This window comes from Mesohalobacter halotolerans (assembly GCF_006120725.1).
Taxonomy (GTDB): Bacteria; Bacteroidota; Bacteroidia; order Flavobacteriales; family Flavobacteriaceae; genus Psychroflexus; species Psychroflexus halotolerans.
The window spans coordinates 838765-857655 of the sequence record NZ_SWMU01000001.1; the positions used below are offsets into that span (position 1 = coordinate 838765).

The window sequence follows — 18891 nt, forward strand, 5'->3', positions numbered from 1 at the left end:
TAAAAACCTCGCGTAGTTAAAAAGTTCATGTTTTATTTAATGATCAATCTTTCTTTTGACGTTTGTCCATTCTGATCGATCTCGATAAAGTAAACACCACTTTGTAAATTGCCTAAATTGACTGTTGTTTTTCCATTAGCTTTAAAAGTGCTTCGCTGATTAAACACACGTTGACCCATGATATTATACAATCTTACAGAGGCATCTCCGGTCAAATTAATACTTTGTATGCTTACCTGACCATTTCTTACCGGATTAGGATAAATTGTGAAATTGTCAGATAATTCATCATTATTAATGCTGAAAGTATCGATTTCAAAATCTATGCTAAATCTGTCTGTGGCTATACTTCCAGGAATATTTTGATCTACACTAAAGCTTATTTGGTTACTTCCGTCGTTCAATAAGGTTTGATCGCCGGTATACTGATCTACTAAATAAGCTTCTACATCATCCGGTAAGTTGTTGTTCGTGATAACAAACGTATAGTCATTTGCTGTAAATCCGTCGGTAAAAAGTTCTAATGATTCACCATCACTTGGCAGGCTTCTCTTTTCTATGCTTACCAACTCATCATTTTCATTTCTGGACAGATTTTCATCCGGATTCATCAGTTTATCAGCGTCTTGTATGTTTACTGTGTTATCAAATTGGTTATCAAAGTTGATTTGTAAAGCATCAGATTCAAATTTCTGAGCATTGAGATCATCTGTTTTGTATAACTTCAGATTTAATGAAGTTTGATTATTATCACTGAAAACCGCCGTTGATGTAGCACTCACATCTTTAGATGATTCGGTAAACGTGATATCTGCGGCTCCATTATTGACGGTTTGTACAAAGAAAGATTGTCCCGGCATGACGAATTGATCAGCCGCTGATGAAGAAGCACCGCCAGCTGGCGTTTGGCTATCTCCGGTTGATAGATCTACCGCTACATAAGCTCCACGCGTGCTCATATTCGGATCCCAAACCCAATAGAAATTGGTGTTGATATTTGTCGAGCTCACATCATTGATATTGACAATGGCCTGATAAGGATTACCCACAAAACTGAACAAGTCCTGATTCGGATTTAAGCTAAACGTCTGATTTCCAACAGCTAGGTCACCGGTGGCGCGTAAAGTTACATCAGTATTTGGAGCATCAGCCGGATCAGAGTCTAAATCGTAATTTCTATCACCGCGGATAAAAACAAGGTAAGCTTTTCCGGCATCAAGTTTAGTTGGATCTGTATCACTTATAGGACTCCAGGCATCATCTGCTACGGTATAGGAATTATCAAATTCATACATGGATGGATTGCCGGAAATACTGACATCAAAGCCATTAGCGCCAGAAGAAGAGCCGGTGATATGGGTGCCAAACCCGGCCGGGGAATTACCACTTTCCTGCCAGTTATCATAAATAGGATCTGTTGAATTAACAGCGGAAGTTAGAAATCTAAACCCTCTGGTGACTTCTGTTGCCACTGGAATGAAACGTTCTACAGTGACATCACCTGTACCGGTAATTGATCCACTAAAGTCATCTAGCTGTGCTGAACCATTTGTATCGCTGGTAAATAGTATTGTGCCATCATTAGTAATGTCACCGTCAAGTTCTAATACAGCAGAAGCCCCTAATTCTAAAGTTGCACCGGAACTTATACTTAAATTATTGCCTTGAATTACACCATTAAGTACGGCAGTTCCAGCTAATACCTCAATTTCATCAGCAGAAGTTGATGCCGGTGTTCCGGTAACAGGGTTGGTATTCCAACCAGTTGTATCGTCAGTATAGGTGTAAGTTGGTGGAGCTTCGACGCTTATATTATCAAAATAATAAAATTCAGAACCAGCATTATTAAGTACTTTAATCACTATCTTAAGTGTACTATTTGAAAGCCCTGTAAGTGATTCGGAATCTGTAATTGTACCGGTTATTTCTCCATCATGCTTAGTAATAGTAGTAAAACTTCCTCCATCAAGTACATATCCAGTTTCTATATAGTCACTAGATTCTAGTTCTCCAATTACTGAGCTAACATCAATGGTAATATCTACATCTGTTTCCCCTGAAATGTCAATTACCGGTGAATTCCAAACCTGCTCATCATCAACATCTCTTGCACTAAACTCTTCATTTTCTACACGGAACCAATCTGATGATGCACCTAAACCACTCTCAATAATGTCTAAGGTCCAATCAACACCTGTCAAATCAAAACTAACTGTACTACCACCTGTTGCTCCTTTGCCGTTTTGACCCGTGAAATCTTCAGAATAAGGAAATGTAGCAAGATCATTTACATCATAACTCTGCTCAGTGGAAGTTGTTGTTTCCGGTTCATCATCAGTAGCTGCTATTTCATAATAAACCGTGGTTCCATCAGATTGTGCCGGAATATCAGAATCTGTTTCATACGTATCGCCTGATGTGTTAGACATGTTAATGGTATTCCCCAAACTACCGGATGTTGTACCCCAATTAAGCTCAACATTGTTGATCGTTCCATCCGAATCTGTTACATCAGCAGATACAGTTACTGCATCAGATGATGTAATGCCAGTGGCCGGAGTTTGTGTAATATTTGATATAGAAGGAGGTATATTTGCACCTGCTGCGATAGCTTGTAAATCAAAATCAGTTATCGTCCATTCAGAACAACCTACTGAAGAAAAAACATACTTAAATGCGACATAAACCTGGTTGCCTGAGACACCTTGAAGTGAAGTATTGTTACTTTCTGTTCCGGCATTTCCTGACGTTATAGTTGTAATTGTAGTCCAGTTAGCATTATTAGGATCGCCAGTCCCACTATAATCTGTTGAATAAAGAACCTCCAGATCTGTACCACTAAACCCTTCGCTGGTTGTAAAGCTTAATTCTTCATTATTGTATGAATCTAAATCAAAGAATGGCGTTATTAACCAGTCTTCATTAATTTGACAGCCACTGTTAAATGCATTCATTTGTGCACCCGAACCTGTGTATTCCCATTGTTCTGCACCTGAAACGCTAAATTGCTGCCAGTCGTTATTGAAAGGATCATTTGTAAAGTCAAATGAGTAAGGTAAAGTTGTTGCTGTTATTTCATCATCTACTACAGTAAGCGTATGCTGGTCAGGATTAATAGTTATTCCGGTTGATGTGGTTTCTGCAATATCTAAAATGATGGTTTCATCATCGCTATCGGCATCATCATTAATGTCGAGTGAAATATTTTGAGTTGCGTTTCCTGTAAAACTTAAAGAAGTTGTATTTAAAGTATAATCTCCTGATTCAGCTGTAGTACTGCTTCCATTAACAGAAACACTTAGGTCAACATTAGAGCTAAAGTTGCTTAAGGTTACCGGTATACTGACACTAAAGGTACTGTTAGTTTCGTTTTCTGTGCTTGAGGTAGCATCGAAACCAACGGTTGGTGTTGAACCTGAGGCCGTTCCGGTAAGACGAAAATTATCAAATCCAGATTCACCACTTCCGCCGTTATTCTCTATGATAATTTCTAAACGAATATCATCGACGGTATCGGGAACATTAACGCTTACTGAACCTTCTGAATCATCTCCGGGAGTAGAGCCTGTTTGAAGTACAACGCGTCCTTGACCAACACCATCGTAAAAAAGTTCATAATGTACTTCGTCTGAATTCGCATTATAGCCTTCTACATCATAATCAAAACTAAGATTTACACCAGTATAAGTAGAAATATCCGTAGAGGTAGTCAAGCTTGGAAAAGAAATTATTGCCTCTCCAGACGTTCCACATGAAGATTCTAAGTCTTGCTCTGATAAGATATTTGTAGATAATTGAGCTAAATCTAAACCAGTGGCACTTACATCTCTTATTCCCAAGAAGTCAGAGCCACTATTACAGTCAAAAAATGGAATGTCAGATTCATAATTCCATGTTGAAGCAGCATCAAAGTCTTGTTCTACTATAGTAGTCTGCCCAAAACTCAGACCTGTAGCCAGGAATGTTAGTAAGCCAAATAATATGGATTTGAAATAAAGTGTTTTCATAATAGATAATTTTTTTTTAAAATTATTGAAATTATGATTTAAAAAATCAATCTACATTTTAAATTAAAGTAAAATCTTAGTGATTAAGTTATAATTTATTTGTATTTTAAAATTAATTGTGTTAACTCTCTATTAATAACAACCCCTCAGACTTAATGGATTAAGGCACTTTATGATCTTTAAGCCTCTACTTTGACATCAATGAAATTTATTGCGGCCCTAAAGCTTTTGCAAATCTGTAACTAACTCAATTACAGATTAATCTGCCCTCCGTAAGCGATTGTTATTTTAGATGGCATTAATTGACTTGCCCTAAGGCACAAGTCTGGGAAGTTGCTTAGTTAAAATAAATCACTATCATAAAAAATCCTGTAATCATAAAGACATGACTACAGGATAATGGTATAATTGACAACAAAAAAATCCGATTCGAACAGAATCGGATTTTTTATAAGAGTTGAATCGGTAAAATTTAATCTACCAAAACGATCACTTTGTTGTCTTTGCATTCTACAACGCCACCTTTGATATCGTAAGTCAACTTGTCATGAGTTTCTTTAAAAAACGACTTGGCCTTATCTTCAATATTTACAGTTTTGTCTAGCTTGATTAAACCCTCATTTAAAGTTGAAACTATAGGAGCATGCTGATTTAAAATTTGAAATTCACCTGTTTTGCCGGGCAAAGTTACAGCATCGACTTCCTGACTCATTAAAATTTGCTCTGGTGTGACGATTTCTAAATGCATAGTTTTTTTGTTATCAGGTTTCAGTTATCAGTTTTCAGTGATTCAGTTTTAATTTACTGATAAAGCAGATATATTAGTCTTCTTCTGCCAACATTTTCTCACCGGCTTCAATAGCATCTTCAATAGTACCTTTTAGGTTGAAAGCAGCTTCAGGTAAGTGGTCCAATTCACCATCCATAATCATATTAAAACCTTTGATGGTATCTTTAATATCAACTAAAACTCCTGGCATACCCGTAAACTGTTCTGCAACGTGGAAGGGTTGAGATAAGAAACGCTGTACACGTCTTGCTCGAGATACAGCTAATTTGTCTTCTTCAGATAACTCTTCCATACCAAGTATGGCAATGATATCCTGAAGTTCCTTGTAACGCTGTAATAGCTCTTTTACGCGCTGTGCACAATTATAGTGGTCTTCCCCTAAAATATCAGCTGTTAAAATTCTAGAAGTAGAATCTAATGGGTCAACCGCTGGATAAATACCAAGTTCTGCAATTTTTCTAGACAATACTGTTGTCGCATCTAAGTGAGAAAAAGTGGTTGCAGGAGCAGGATCTGTTAAGTCATCTGCAGGTACATAAACTGCCTGAACAGAGGTAATTGAACCTTTTTTGGTTGAGGTAATTCGTTCTTGCATCGCTCCCATTTCAGTCGCTAAGGTTGGCTGATATCCAACCGCTGATGGCATACGCCCTAGAAGTGCAGACACCTCAGAGCCCGCTTGTGTAAAACGGAAAATATTGTCGACAAAAAATAAAACATCTTTGCCTTGTCCATCACCAGCGCCGTCTCTAAAGTATTCAGCAATAGTTAATCCTGATAGAGCTACTCGTGCACGAGCACCAGGTGGTTCGTTCATTTGTCCAAAAACAAAAGTAGCTTTAGAGTCTTTCATTGCTGCTTTATCGACTTTGGTTAAGTCCCAACCGCCATTTTCCATAGATTCATTAAAATCCTCACCATATTTAATAATGCCAGATTCAAGCATCTCTCTAAGCAAGTCGTTTCCTTCTCGAGTTCTTTCACCAACACCAGCAAAAACAGAAAGACCACCATGGCCTTTAGCGATATTGTTAATTAATTCTTGAATCAATACGGTTTTGCCTACACCCGCACCACCAAACAGACCAATTTTTCCACCTTTAGCGTAAGGCTCAATTAAGTCGATCACTTTTATACCAGTAAAAAGCACTTCTTTAGACACAGATAAATCTTCGAAATCTGGAGCGTCGCGGTGAATGGGTAAACCATTTTCGCCATCTTTAGGTAAGTTGTCCATACCATCAATAGCATCACCTGTAACATTAAATAATCTACCAAAGATATCTTTACTTACTGGCATTTGAATTGGATTTCCAGTTGCGATGACATCTGTTCCTCTTGAAAGACCATCTGCCGTATCCATTGCTATAGTTCTAACAATATTATCACCAATATGAGATTGCGCTTCTAGAACAAGTGTAGAGCCGTCTTCGCGTTTTATTTCTAAAGAATCGTAAATTTGTGGTAAATCTTTGCTGTTTTCAAAAGCCACATCAATCACAGGACCTATGATTTGGGCAATCTTACCTTTTGTTTGAGACATTAGCTATGATTTTAATGTAATTTTTTGGTTTGCAAATATAGGGGTTTTAAATCAAAATAAATCGAAAGTTTTTCAAATTAATTTACGATTTTGATTTTATAAAAAACATCTACTCGACGGTGACCGATTTGGCTAAATTACGAGGTTGATCTACATTTTTTCCTAACATTACGGCTATGTGATAAGAGAGTAACTGAAGCGGTATTGTGGTTAATAATGGTGTAAATGCTTCAAAAGTTTCTGGGACTTCAATCACGTGGTCTGCCATCTCTTCTACAGTGTTATCACCTTCTGTCACAATGGCTATAATTTTACCTTTTCTTGACTTAATTTCTTGGATATTACTGACTACTTTTTCGTAGTGGCCTTTGCGTGTTGCAATAACGACTACCGGCATCTCTTCATCTATTAAAGCAATGGGTCCATGCTTCATTTCAGCGGCCGGATATCCTTCTGCATGAATATAAGATATTTCTTTTAGCTTAAGTGCTCCCTCTAAGGCTACTGGGAAATTATAACCTCTTCCCAGGTATAAACAGTTTTTAGCAAGTTTATAATTATCGGCAACCTTTAAGATATGATCATTTTTATCAAGAGCAATTTCAATTTTACTAGGAATGGATTCCATCTCGTGGAGATAAGAATGAAAATCTGAATTTGAAATTGTGCCTTTAGCCTTGCCAAGCTTTAAAGCAATCAAACTTAGTACTGTAATTTGGGTCGTAAATGCTTTTGTAGATGCAACACCAATTTCTGGGCCAGCATGTGTATAAGCTCCAGCATTAGTTTCTCTCGATATAGAAGAACCAACAACATTACATACGCCAAAAACAAAAGCCCCATTTTCTTTGGCCAACTTTATTGCAGCCATAGTATCAGCTGTTTCACCGCTTTGTGAAATGGCAATTAAAATATCATTCCTATGAATTACAGGATTTCTGTATCTGAATTCTGAGGCATATTCTACTTCTACAGGAATTCTTGCAATATCTTCAAAGATATATTCTGCGACTAGACCAGCATGCCAGGAGGTCCCACAAGCCGCAATTATTATTCTATTGGCATTGACAAATTTTTCTAAATGATCATCAATACCTGCCATTTTAATAATGCCATCATCGGCTAGCATTCTACCTCTAAAAGTGTCTTTAATAGCTGTAGGTTGCTCATATATTTCTTTAAGCATAAAGTGATCGTAGCCACTCTTTTCTATTTGATCCAAACTCATCTGTAGTTCTGTGATGTATGGATCTACTAGTTTGTCGTCATTTATTTTTCTTATTCTGGGTTCTCTTCCCAGCCTGATGACACCCATTTCCCCATCTTCAAGATAGATAGCAGATTTGGTATATTCTATAAAGGGTGAAGCATCTGAAGCGATAAAGAATTCTTCATCACCTACACCTATAGCTAAAGGACTTCCTAGTCTTGCGACAACAATTTCATTGGGCTTTTCTTGATCGAAAACTGCAATTGCATAAGCACCGACAGTTTGGTTTAAGGCTATTTGTACGGCTTTACCTAATTTAACTTTTTCGTTAATCATTACTTCTTCGATAAGATTAACCAAAACTTCTGTATCGGTATCTGATTTAAATTGGTAACCTCGGTCTTCTAATACCTTTTTGATGGTATCGTAATTTTCTATGATCCCGTTATGTATGATGCACAAGCGACCAGAGTTAGACTGATGTGGATGGGAGTTTATATCGTTAGGTTCACCATGTGTTGCCCATCTCGTGTGGCCAATACCTACTTTACCTTTAATTAATTGCTCATTTTTACACTTTAGATCAAGTTCTGAGACTTTACCTTTTGTTTTGCATATACTTAAATTTTTGCCATCATAAAGTGCCAAACCCGCAGAATCGTAGCCTCTGTATTCTAGCCTTTGTAAGCCTTTAAGTACAATATCGTAAGCATCCTGTTGTCCAATATATCCTACAATTCCACACATAATTGATTAGTTTGGTTGAGTATAAAATATTTGCAGTTTTAGTCGTTTATCTTCGTCAGGCGATAAGTTGCCGTGGAGTACAGTTCCTCTCGGCGTAGATATAGAACTTTCAATAAACGAATTTGTTTCATTTAGTTGACTTTCTCTGATATCTAATATTCTTGCACTATTTACATTTTGAGAGACCACAACACCTAATCTGGAATTCGTTGAATCATTATTTATAATATTATTGATATGAGTAGTCATTCTTATTTTATAAAAACGATTGCCGTCATCGTCTTCTTCTAGTGGTCCCAGATGGTTTCGTCTTGAGGTAAGCGGGTTGTTTGTTGCACTTGGATCTAAATTGTAATCTATTAATACCCTTTCTCGGTCTAGATCAAATACAAATATACGTTGAGGTATTACTGGGAGCTGATCGGCCATACTTTCATCAACATAAAAAATTAAGTTGGCTTCATTGACAAGCCAATTGTTTTGTCTTAGCTCGTCAATTTCATCAGCTACGCCGTTTCCATCAGTGTCAGGGCCATTAAATGGATCTACAATGGTAACAATACCCTGACCACCTTTTAGATATAGTGTTTCTTCACCATTATCGGTGTCTTGATTTGATAAGTCTAGTGTGTTATTATTATCGTAAAAATTGATAATATTACCGGCAAAATTAAGGTCAAACTTATTGAAAGTTTCAACTAATTCCGGATCGTCTTCTACTTCTAAGCTAGGTGGTGGTCTTAAAGATTTGTAATAAAGGGTAATATTAGCATCTTCACTACTTAAATCTAAATTTATCATTGAGCCTCCATTAGTAGGTTGCTCAGTTTTGATATAGAAGCCTCTTAAAAAGTTTTTAAAACTGCTTTGACTCACAAGATTGACTGAGTTTTGATTGTCAAGAATTTTTTCTTGAAAAAACTCATTAGGTAATTTTAACCGAATTCTCGGTGAGAGTCGCAAGGTATCAATAGTCGTTGAGTCAATTTGATCAAAAAGAATTTGAGTTTCTGTAAGTTCAGAAGGTACTATTTCATCCGAAGTATATAAAGGCGTATCGTTGATGTTATTTTCAAATTCTGAGAACTGATCGGTATAATATATTTGTGGTTCTTCAAAATCACCATCTTCACCAGGGTTAATGTCATTAAGAAACTGATTAGATTCAAAAACTGAAAATTTAATGCCACCATCTCCAAAAATTGAATCTAAACGATAAGTATTTATGTTGGTCTCAGGATCTGTTTCTGTAATTTGAGAAAACAATGGTAATGTTAAAATTACACTATCTAAAGTCGGATCTTCACCAAAATCCGGATTAGTGTTCTGTAGTTCAAGTTGAGTCAAAATGCTGACATCAGAATTTCCAAAAACCTGGTCATCAAATTGTCCTAAAAGGTAATTTCTTAAAGCGTTAGACTGTACAGAAAGGATATTGTCGTTGTAAGCAGCCAAATTTTGAACTTCGTAAGGCTCTGGTAGGGTTAAGCTATTGACAAAGTCAGAACCTACTGTTGTAAAGTCATCTTCACAGGCACTTAGGAGAAATAAAACTATCGACAGTGATATTATCAGCCTAAGGCTTGACTTTAATTTACTCAATTTCTTCATTTAAAATGTCTTTAATATAAAATTCTTGATACGGCTGGGCAAACTCTTCTAATGCATGAAAATCTAATTTGGGAATATCAATACTTTCTACAAAAGTTTTCAATTCATCAGAAATATGATCGCTACCGATTACAATGCCATCAGAATATTTAATCGACAATTTTATTAAATTATTGTAGTTTGGGGTATCAATTAACTCAACTTTATCTTCATCTATGCCATCAAACATGATTTTTTTGTCCAAATCTTTATCCAGTTCGCCCTCAAAATTGTTTTGATAAACCGAAGTCACAATTTTTGAATTTTTAAAAAGCGGTTCATTCCCGTAATAGTTCTTTAAATACAGTGGCAACAAAGAGGCCATCCAGCCATTGATATGTATGATGTCGGGTGCCCAATTTAACTTTTTAACGGTTTCGATAACACCTTTGGCAAAAAAGATTGCGCGTTCATCATTATCTTCAAAGAGCTGTCCGTCTTCATCGCTGTACATGGCTTTTCTTTTAAAGTAATCTTCATTATCAATAAAATATACCTGCATTCTCTCTTTAGGTATTGAAGCTACTTTAATAATTAAAGGCATGTCTAAATCGTTGACAACAAGGTTTAATCCAGATAATCTTATGACTTCATGGAGTTGGTGTCTTCTTTCATTGATATTACCAAACCTCGGCATAAATATCCGGGTTTGTCCACCTGTTGAATTGATCATTTTAGGAACCTCAAACGATAAGGTTGAAATATCGTTTTCTGGAAGATAAGGAACAACTTCTGAGGAGACAAAAAGCACGCGTTTATCCTTCATAAAAATTCGTTTTGAGCCTTGTGAAATTTTAAAGTGTGCAAATTTACAAAAATTATGTGGATTGAGCTTATTATGTTAGTTTTGCATCAAATTTAAATAAGCTTTAGTGATATTTAAAAATATTTCAGATTTAAGACACCATCTGATTGAGCAGTTACCTAATGCTTTAGGTCTAGTCCCAACTATGGGAGCTTTGCATGATGGGCACTTATCTATTATTAAAGACGCCATAGCAGATTGTGATGTTGTTGTAGTATCGATATTTGTAAATCCAACTCAGTTTAATGATCCAAAAGATTTGTCAAATTACCCTAGAACACTGAAAGAAGACGTAGAAAAAATCAATCAACTCCATGGCAATATTTTAATCTATTGCCCATCGGTAAAAGAAGTCTACCCTCATGGTGTGGTTTCTGAAACTTTTGATTTTGGTAGCTTATCGAAGTATATGGAAGGTCAATACAGAGGTGGGCATTTTGATGGAGTAGGTACAGTTTTAAAACGTTTATTTCAACTCGTAAAACCCAATAAAGCTTACTTTGGTAAAAAGGATTACCAACAGTTTGCAATTGTCAAAAAATTAGTTGATATCGAAAACTTTAGCATAGAGGTCATAGGTTGTGAAACCTACAGAGAGTCGAATGGTTTAGCTAAAAGTTCTAGAAATAAATTGTTGAGTAAAGACCAAATGCAAGAGGCAGAAATTTTATATAGTTGTTTAAAATGGGCTAAAGAAAATTTTCATAAACAAGCACCTACAGAAATGAAAAAAAAGGTTAAATCTATATTTACTTCTAAAGAAAACTTTAAATTAGAGTATTTTGAGATAGCAGACGAAAATGACTTAGTACCAGTTGTTAAGCTAATAAAAGGCAAACGCTACAGAGCATTTATTGCGGCTTATTGTAGCGGAGTAAGATTAATTGATAATATAGCTTTGAATTAAATACAATGCAAATTACAGTAGTAAAATCTAAAATACACAGAGTAAAAGTTACAGGTGCGGACCTTAATTATATTGGGAGTATTACAATAGATCAAGACTTGATGGATGCCGCCAATATTTTTGACGGGGAGAAAATTCAAGTGGTTAATAACTCAAATGGAGAACGCCTTGAAACCTACGCTATTCCAGGTCCTAGAGGAAGTGGCGAGATCACACTCAACGGTGCGGCTGCAAGAAAAGTATCACCTGGTGATATTCTTATCCTTATGGCTTACGCCATTCTCACTCCTGAAGATGCAAAAAATTTCAATCCTTCAATTATTTTTCCAAATGAAGCTAACCTTTTAGATTAAAATATGCCTAAATCTCAATTTAAAAGTTGGATTAAAATCCTATTACCACTTTTATTAGGTATATTTTTTATTTGGTTTTCCTTTAAAGATACTACAGCTGAGCAACGTACGGCTATTTGGGAAACCACAAAAAATGCAAAATTATTTTGGATTATCTTATCTATGGTAATGGGTATTACATCACATGTTTTAAGAGCAAGTCGGTGGAAGCTTTTACTATTACCTCTCAAAGACCAACCAAAATTATCCAATTGTTTTTACACGGTAATGTTTGGATATTTAGCCAACCTCGGTATACCCAGATCCGGAGAAGTTTTGAGAGGTGCAAGTTATGCGAGTTATACAAATTTGAGCTTCGAGCAAACTTTTGGAACGATTATTACAGAGAGAATTATTGATTTCATTATGCTCATTCTTATTATTGGCGTAACTCTTGTTTTAAAAACAGATGAACTATTATTTTATTTAGACCTTAACGACATCAAACCGCTGCACACACTAGGGTATCTTTTTGGTTTTTTGGGTTTTATTTTTTTAATATTTAGAGCTATTAAACAATCCAAAAATCTTATAGCAATTAAGATTAATAATTTTTTGACAGGATTAATACAAGGTATAAGAAGTCTTATGGTAATGCGACATCAATGGAAATTTGTATTCCAAACTATTGCCATTTGGATGTTGTATATCGGTATGTTTTGGATTATAAAATACGCTATTGCTGGAACAGAAAATTTATCATTTGGAGCTGCACTCATTGGATTCATAGCTGGTACATTTGCAATGTCTGTCACTAGTGGTGGTATTGGGTTGTACCCTTTTGCAATCTCAGCTGTATTCAAATTGTTTGATATACCTGTAGAAGTTGGTCAAGCTTTTGGATGGGTGCTTTGGATAGCCCAAACGATTGTGGTAGTTGTTTTGGGAGTTACTTCGGCTATACTATTGCCTATTGCAAATAAAAGTAATAAATTAGCAAATTAAAAAACCAATTTTTTATGAAAAAACTTTGGCTGTGCGTCATTGTGATTTTCATACCCCAGTTTTACAGTTTTGCACAAAAAGAATACATCGAGGTCGAATCAAAAATATTGGAACAAACCCGGCAAATTAAAGTTCAATTACCTCGAAATTACGACCTGGAAAGCGAAAGAACATACCCGTTAATTTTTGTTTTTGACGGAGATTACCTCTTTGAACCCGTTGCTGGGACTGTAGATTACCTCAGTTATTGGGAAGAAATGCCAGAGGCCTTTGTCGTTGGTGTAAATCAAATAGGAACCCGTATCGAAGACGGTAATTATGACAGGATAGACTTTACACCCATAGAAAAAGGAGAAAACTTTTTTGATTTTATAGGTCTTGAAATCTTACCATATTTAAGTGAAAACTACAATATTGGTCCCTTTTCGGTTGTGGTTGGACACGATTATATGGCCAATTTTATGAACCTTTTTTTATTTAGCAAAAAAATACCATTCGATGGTTTTATTAACTTAAGTCCAGATGTTCCAAATGGTTTTATACCTTATATAGCAGAAAAAATGTATGAACTTGAAAGCGATCTTTGGTACTCAATTACGATGGGTTCTAACGATATCAACTTTATAAAGCAAAAAACCAAAAAACTTCATTCAAACTTATCTTCTGTAGACAATGATAAATTGAAATTGAGTTTTAACGTGTTTGAAAATACCAACCATTATACTTTTGTAAGTTACGCAATTCCATTTAGTTTATCAGAAATCTTTAAGCCTTTTACAGCGATAGACGATGAAGAATACGAAGAAAGTTTATCAAAAGCTTCAGACCCCACAGATTATCTTATTGAAAAGTATAAGACCATATACAGACTTTATGGCGTGGAGAAAACCATAAGAGTATCAGATATCATGAAAGTTTATAAGTTGATTAAAGATCAAAAATCTTGGGAAAATTTGAAAAATCTTGGAAAATTAGCCAAAGATCAATATCCAGAAACATTATTATCAGACTTTTTTAGTGGTATGTATTTCCAAAAAATTGTTAAACCTAAAAAAGCTATTAAAGCCTATGAGTCAGGATATGCATATGAAGAAGTAGGTGGAATAAAAAAAGAAATGCTACTAGACGAAATTGACTTTCTCAAAGAAACTTTTGGTTACTAAAATATATGGCTAAACCTCAAACCGTCTACTATTGTCAAAACTGCGGAGCACAGCATCCCAAATGGCAAGGACAGTGCCATTCTTGTAAAGAATGGAATACCTTAGTAGAGGAAATTATCAGCAAATCTAGTAAAAAAACATGGCAGTCCTCAAGCGCTAAAAACAATAAAACAAAACTACCCAAAGCTTCTAAGCTTAGTGATATCAGCTTTGAAATAGAGGACAGGATCAAAACCAAAGATGAGGAACTCAATAGGGTCTTAGGAGGCGGAATAGTAAAAGGGTCTCTAGTTTTACTCGGAGGCGAACCCGGTATTGGCAAAAGTACTTTGTTACTACAACTTTGTCTTAACCTGCCGGTAAAAAGCCTTTATATCTCTGGTGAAGAAAGCAGTAAGCAAATAAAAATGCGCGCAGAGCGTATTCAAAAATCTAATGACAACTGCTTTATACTAGCAGATACTTCAACTCAACGTATATTTAATCAGATCAACAAAATTGAACCAGAACTTGTGATAGTAGATTCTATACAAACTTTGCATACTGAAGTTATTGAAAGTTCACCTGGGAGTATTTCTCAAATTAGAACTTGTACTGCAGAATTGATCAAATACGCAAAAGAGACCAATACACCAGTCTTACTTATCGGACATATCAATAAAGAAGGCCATCTTGCAGGTCCAAAGATTTTAGAACATATGGTTGATACCGTTTTACAATTTGAAGGTGACCAAAATTTTATTTACCGTATTGTTAGAGTTCAAAAAAACAGATTTGGTTCAACCAATGAATTGGGAATTTATGAAATGCAAACCAATGGATTAAAGCAAATTTTAAACCCCTCCAAAATTTTAATTTCCAATCAAGAACACGATTTGAGCGGTACGTCAATTGCAGCAACATTAGAAGGTATGCGCCCACTTATGATTGAGATTCAAGCTCTTGTCAGTACGGCTGTTTATGGCACCCCACAACGTTCATCAACGGGATATAATGCCAAACGACTCAATATGATTCTGGCTGTTTTAGAAAAACGGGCTGGTTTTAAATTAGGAACTAAAGATGTCTTTCTGAATATTACGGGCGGTATCAATATTGATGACCCTGCAATAGATTTAGCCGTTATAGCTGCTATTTTATCATCCAGTCACGATATTGTACTTAACTACCGTTATTGCTTTGCTGCAGAAATCGGTCTTGCAGGTGAAGTCAGACCTGTACCGCGCCTAGAACAGCGTATAGCTGAAGCCGATAAATTAGGATTTGAAAAAATATTTATAGCTCACAATACTAAGACTTCAAAAAATAACGTCCAGCTCGAAATCATCAAGCTTAAAAGTGTAGTTGATCTAGTGGAGTATTTGTTTTAGATATATTTAAAGATATAACAAAAAAAAACCAGCTAAAAATTAGCTGGTTTTAAACATCTATATGGGTATGTTTATGGTAATGTTGGTAAAATCACATTATCTAAAACATGAATTACACCATTTGAACCTGTTACATCTGTAGCGATAATGTTCACTACTCTTCCATTTTGATCTGTAATGGTTACACCATCTGGAATATTGATTGTAATGGTTTCACCTTGTACTGTTGCTGGCGTAATCCCATCAGAGATATCAGCAGCTCTGACAGCGCCATCAGGAAGGACATGGTATGTTAGTACATCTGTTAAAGCACTAAAGTTTAAAACATCGTCTATAGTTTCAAAAGGATCATTAGGATCTTCATCCAAAAAGTTTTGAAAAGCCATGTCATTTGGCGCAAATACTGTAAATGGTGCTGGGCTAGTTCCAGCGTCAGTAGATAAAGTTGCAATCAAATTTTCCTGAGTTAAAGCAGTTGCTAAATTAGAAAACATAGGATTTGAAGCAGCTAGGTCTACAACATTAGGAATAGTAATTACCGCATCTACTACATGGACCGTTCCATTGCTACTCTCTAAATCTGCTACTGTAACTTCAGAACTGTTGTTCAAGTTTACACCATTATCAATGTTTACATATAAATCTATAAAGTTATTATTACCAGAATAAGATTCAGTAGCATTGGTTTTAACATATCCGTTGGTTAAATCAGTTGATAAAACGTTTCCTGTTACAACATGATTTAATAATAGATTTGTAAGCTCATCATCAGTTAATGTTGAAGGATCAATACCGCTAAATGCATCATCAGTTGGTGCAAAAACAGTAAAAGTACCACTACTTAAAACTTGATCCAGACCAGTATCAATAAGGAGTTGTTCAAGTACAGTATGATCCGGACTATCTGCAATGATATTAAATGTGTAAGCTGGTGGTGTTGCATAACCATCGTCTGAACCATAATCATCGTCTGAACATGATACAGAGGTTATTAGCAATACAGCTAAAAACATAATTTTTGATAGTGATTTCATAAGTAATTGTTTTTTGGTTTACATTGATAAGACAATGCATTGTCAAAAATTACTACCTGTGAAATTTGATTTAATAAATTTTTAACTTTAAGATCGGAAATTGTTAAAGAAAGTAGAATTACTCACAGTTTTGCCGGGATTCATTAAAAACCGCAATAAAATCAGAATTTGAATCAATTCGGATGGGGTTTGAGCTAGAGTCTAATAGAAAGATTGGATATTCAATTTCAAAAATGTCATTATCGTGAAGATTTTCTAAATGTCGAAATACTTGTCTATCCGTATTGAGTTGAAAGGTTTCAAAGCTCTGTGTCAAATCATTAAACTCTTTTAGTACAATAGGATATTGTATGTCTAGACAAGAGTTAGGTTGTATGTTGAAATTTTCGTCGCAAACGCTTTTTACCAGATTAAAATCTGTGCCAGATACAATGTTGTGCTCTTCATAATTATAAAAAATCGCTTTAACCGGATAAACTATTTCTATTTGTTCGGTATTGCTTAGATCTGAAATATCCTGTTCAGAAGTTATATTTCTCAGTTCTGAATTCACTTGAATCTGGTAAGGAAACTTGATGCTGAAACAAGAGGTATTGTCTATGAGATCATCAAAAGATGCGTTGTGAACCGATATGGCTTTTACCAATTTAGTCAATTCAGAGTTTCTGTGTGCATTATTTTCAGATTGAAGCGTTTGCACTTCCTCATCATTATAACAACCCACTAGAAAAATTAATAATATGTAGTATATAATTTTATTCATAAAATGCGCTTTCATAAATAAAGACAATTCAAAGATAAAAATTCCTACCTAATTAACTATTTTTATAATTTTAATGAATATGACAAAAGATAAACTTCTAAATAAAAATTGTTGTGACCAAAGCATTTTTTCTAAACTTCATGATAAGCATGCTAAAGATTTACACGATTTTATTTATTATAAATTTGGTGAACAATTTAACCCTAAGGACAAAGTTCAGCAAGCCTTTTTAAAATTATGGGAAAATTGTAAAAAAATTACACCAGATAAAGCTAAGAGTTATCTCTTTTCGGTGGCTAATAACACCACACTTAATGTGATAAAGCATGAAAAAGTGATTTTAAAATACGAGTCAAATACCAAGTCAAATAATTCAGACCATCAAGATCCTCAATTTCTTCTCGAAGAAAAAGAGTACATGGATAAATATCAAAATGCCTTATCAAAATTGACTGAAGAAAAGCGAGCTGCTTTTCTTTTAAATAGGGTAGAAGGCAAAAAGCACAAAGAGATAGCTAAGATATTAGGCATCTCCAGAAAAGCCGTTGAAAAAAGAATTTATACAGCATTGAAACAATTGCGAAAAGAGATACATGAAATTTAACATTTAATGGGTAGGAATTTATAGAAATTAATTGTCATATAATCGATGAAACCAGATAAAGAAATTTTAATCAAAAAATGGCTCAACGATGAGCTGTCTCCTGAAGAGTTTGAGATGTTTAAGAAATTAGACAAGTATGAGGAGTATATCAAAATTTCTGACAGAGCAAAACATTTTAAAGCACCTCATTACAATCAAAAAGTTGAATTTGAAAAATTAAATTTTGCAACGTCTTCTCAGAAAAAATCTTCGAATCTTAAAGTTTTTAAATACGTTGCAGCGGTTGCTGCTATAGCCATTATAGCTTTTACCTTATTTCAAACATTAAATACAACGACAAACTTACAATCTTTTGCAACTTCTACAGCAAAAACAAAATCTGTTCAATTACCAGACCAATCAAAGGTAAGTCTTAATGCCAATTCTAATTTAACTTACAATAAAGACGAATGGTATAAAGAAAGACAGCTTCAACTTAACGGTGAAGCATTATTTAAAGTCAAAAAAGGACAAAAATTTGTCGTGAATACAGCTTATGCAAATGTGGAAGTGTTGGGGACAGTTTTTAATGTTAAATCTCGCGATTACATTTTTGAAGTCTCGTGTTTTGAAGGTTCTGTGAAGGTCTATTTAAAAGGGCAATCTTACGTCTTAAAACCCAAAGACAATCTCGTGATTGATCATGAAAATATTTTGATTACTCAATTCAGCTCTGCTCAACCGGATTGGAAAACCAATAAAACCATTATTGACAGCAAAAGCTTAGACATTGTTTTAAAGGAATTTCAAAATTATTACGATGTCAATTTTGATGCTTCAAATATCGATACTTCAACCATATATTCAGGAAGTTTTTCTCACAATGATTTAAAAATTGCTTTAAATTCTATTACTTTGCCCTTAGGATATACGTATACCAAACAAGGTAATACCATCATTTTATCTAATCAGTGAGATTTTT

Annotated in this window: 15 protein-coding genes; 7 read left to right on the plus strand and 8 right to left on the minus strand. The window is 34.9% G+C overall.

The window, feature by feature from the left end; all coding sequences use genetic code 11:
• Window positions 1-32: 32 nt before the first annotated feature.
• The 6 genes from FCN74_RS03915 to FCN74_RS03940 form a co-directional block, all read right to left on the minus strand.
• On the minus strand, window positions 33-4007 hold the full coding sequence (locus FCN74_RS03915) for a T9SS type A sorting domain-containing protein (protein ID WP_138931273.1): 3975 nt from the start codon (window positions 4005-4007) through the stop codon (window positions 33-35).
• A gap of 472 nt (window positions 4008-4479) precedes the next feature.
• Window positions 4480-4755, minus strand: coding sequence for a F0F1 ATP synthase subunit epsilon (locus FCN74_RS03920; protein WP_138931271.1), 276 nt, complete (start codon window positions 4753-4755; stop codon window positions 4480-4482).
• A 73-nt stretch (window positions 4756-4828) separates the two neighbouring features.
• Entirely contained in the window at window positions 4829-6340 is a 1512-nt protein-coding gene (gene atpD, locus FCN74_RS03925; RefSeq protein WP_138931274.1) for a F0F1 ATP synthase subunit beta, read from the minus strand.
• Between the two features lie 109 nt (window positions 6341-6449).
• Complete coding sequence (gene glmS, locus FCN74_RS03930) at window positions 6450-8297, minus strand: glutamine--fructose-6-phosphate transaminase (isomerizing) (RefSeq protein WP_138931275.1); 1848 nt, start codon at window positions 8295-8297, stop codon at window positions 6450-6452.
• Between the two features lie 6 nt (window positions 8298-8303).
• Window positions 8304-9908 (minus strand): DUF4270 domain-containing protein, encoded by a 1605-nt coding sequence (locus FCN74_RS03935; protein ID WP_138931276.1) that lies wholly within the window; start codon window positions 9906-9908, stop codon window positions 8304-8306.
• Entirely contained in the window at window positions 9892-10713 is an 822-nt protein-coding gene (locus FCN74_RS03940; protein WP_138931277.1) for a glycogen/starch synthase, read from the minus strand. The genes FCN74_RS03935 and FCN74_RS03940 overlap by 17 nt, the downstream gene beginning before the upstream one ends.
• Before the next feature lie 106 nt (window positions 10714-10819).
• On the opposite strand from FCN74_RS03940, the gene panC reads away from it, so the two are divergent.
• Genes panC through radA form a run of 5 tightly spaced genes read left to right on the plus strand, consistent with a single transcriptional unit; the run spans window position 10820 to window position 15529 of the window.
• Window positions 10820-11659 carry a pantoate--beta-alanine ligase gene (panC, locus tag FCN74_RS03945; RefSeq protein WP_138931278.1) on the plus strand — a complete coding sequence of 280 codons (840 nt, stop codon included), beginning with the start codon at window positions 10820-10822 and terminating at the stop codon, window positions 11657-11659.
• A gap of 5 nt (window positions 11660-11664) precedes the next feature.
• Window positions 11665-12012 (plus strand): aspartate 1-decarboxylase, encoded by a 348-nt coding sequence (panD, locus tag FCN74_RS03950; protein ID WP_138931279.1) that lies wholly within the window; start codon window positions 11665-11667, stop codon window positions 12010-12012.
• Window positions 12013-12015: 3 nt separating this feature from the next.
• Window positions 12016-12996, plus strand: coding sequence for a lysylphosphatidylglycerol synthase transmembrane domain-containing protein (locus FCN74_RS03955; RefSeq protein WP_138931280.1), 981 nt, complete (start codon window positions 12016-12018; stop codon window positions 12994-12996).
• 14 nt (window positions 12997-13010) lie between these two features.
• Entirely contained in the window at window positions 13011-14159 is a 1149-nt protein-coding gene (locus FCN74_RS03960; protein ID WP_138931281.1) for an alpha/beta hydrolase, read from the plus strand.
• Between the two features lie 5 nt (window positions 14160-14164).
• Entirely contained in the window at window positions 14165-15529 is a 1365-nt protein-coding gene (radA, locus tag FCN74_RS03965; protein ID WP_138931282.1) for a DNA repair protein RadA, read from the plus strand.
• Between the two features lie 71 nt (window positions 15530-15600).
• Here radA and FCN74_RS03970 read toward each other — a convergent pair whose 3' ends face one another.
• Both FCN74_RS03970 and FCN74_RS03975 read right to left on the minus strand, forming a co-directional pair.
• Window positions 15601-16563: a fasciclin domain-containing protein gene (locus tag FCN74_RS03970; RefSeq protein WP_138931283.1), complete on the minus strand. Its 963-nt coding sequence runs from the start codon at window positions 16561-16563 to the stop codon at window positions 15601-15603.
• A 118-nt stretch (window positions 16564-16681) separates the two neighbouring features.
• Entirely contained in the window at window positions 16682-17326 is a 645-nt protein-coding gene (locus FCN74_RS03975; protein ID WP_138931284.1) for a hypothetical protein, read from the minus strand.
• 79 nt (window positions 17327-17405) lie between these two features.
• On the opposite strand from FCN74_RS03975, the gene FCN74_RS03980 reads away from it, so the two are divergent.
• Both FCN74_RS03980 and FCN74_RS03985 read left to right on the plus strand, forming a co-directional pair.
• Window positions 17406-17930 carry an RNA polymerase sigma factor gene (locus FCN74_RS03980; RefSeq protein WP_138931285.1) on the plus strand — a complete coding sequence of 175 codons (525 nt, stop codon included), beginning with the start codon at window positions 17406-17408 and terminating at the stop codon, window positions 17928-17930.
• A gap of 45 nt (window positions 17931-17975) precedes the next feature.
• Window positions 17976-18884: a FecR family protein gene (locus FCN74_RS03985; RefSeq protein WP_138931286.1), complete on the plus strand. Its 909-nt coding sequence runs from the start codon at window positions 17976-17978 to the stop codon at window positions 18882-18884.
• Window positions 18885-18891 lie beyond the last annotated feature (7 nt).

Coding starts and splice junctions, on each gene's coding strand:
- FCN74_RS03985 (WP_138931286.1), top strand. CDS start 17,976: ATGAAACCAGATAAAGAAATTTTAATCAAAAAATGGCTCAACGATGAG.
- FCN74_RS03975 (WP_138931284.1), bottom strand. CDS start 17,326: ATGAATAAAATTATATACTACATATTATTAATTTTTCTAGTGGGTTGT.
- radA (WP_138931282.1), top strand. CDS start 14,165: ATGGCTAAACCTCAAACCGTCTACTATTGTCAAAACTGCGGAGCACAG.
- FCN74_RS03970 (WP_138931283.1), bottom strand. CDS start 16,563: ATGAAATCACTATCAAAAATTATGTTTTTAGCTGTATTGCTAATAACC.
- FCN74_RS03955 (WP_138931280.1), top strand. CDS start 12,016: ATGCCTAAATCTCAATTTAAAAGTTGGATTAAAATCCTATTACCACTT.
- FCN74_RS03920 (WP_138931271.1), bottom strand. CDS start 4,755: ATGCATTTAGAAATCGTCACACCAGAGCAAATTTTAATGAGTCAGGAA.
- FCN74_RS03940 (WP_138931277.1), bottom strand. CDS start 10,713: ATGAAGGATAAACGCGTGCTTTTTGTCTCCTCAGAAGTTGTTCCTTAT.
- FCN74_RS03960 (WP_138931281.1), top strand. CDS start 13,011: ATGAAAAAACTTTGGCTGTGCGTCATTGTGATTTTCATACCCCAGTTT.
- FCN74_RS03980 (WP_138931285.1), top strand. CDS start 17,406: ATGACAAAAGATAAACTTCTAAATAAAAATTGTTGTGACCAAAGCATT.
- FCN74_RS03935 (WP_138931276.1), bottom strand. CDS start 9,908: ATGAAGAAATTGAGTAAATTAAAGTCAAGCCTTAGGCTGATAATATCA.
- glmS (WP_138931275.1), bottom strand. CDS start 8,297: ATGTGTGGAATTGTAGGATATATTGGACAACAGGATGCTTACGATATT.
- atpD (WP_138931274.1), bottom strand. CDS start 6,340: ATGTCTCAAACAAAAGGTAAGATTGCCCAAATCATAGGTCCTGTGATT.
- panD (WP_138931279.1), top strand. CDS start 11,665: ATGCAAATTACAGTAGTAAAATCTAAAATACACAGAGTAAAAGTTACA.
- FCN74_RS03915 (WP_138931273.1), bottom strand. CDS start 4,007: ATGAAAACACTTTATTTCAAATCCATATTATTTGGCTTACTAACATTC.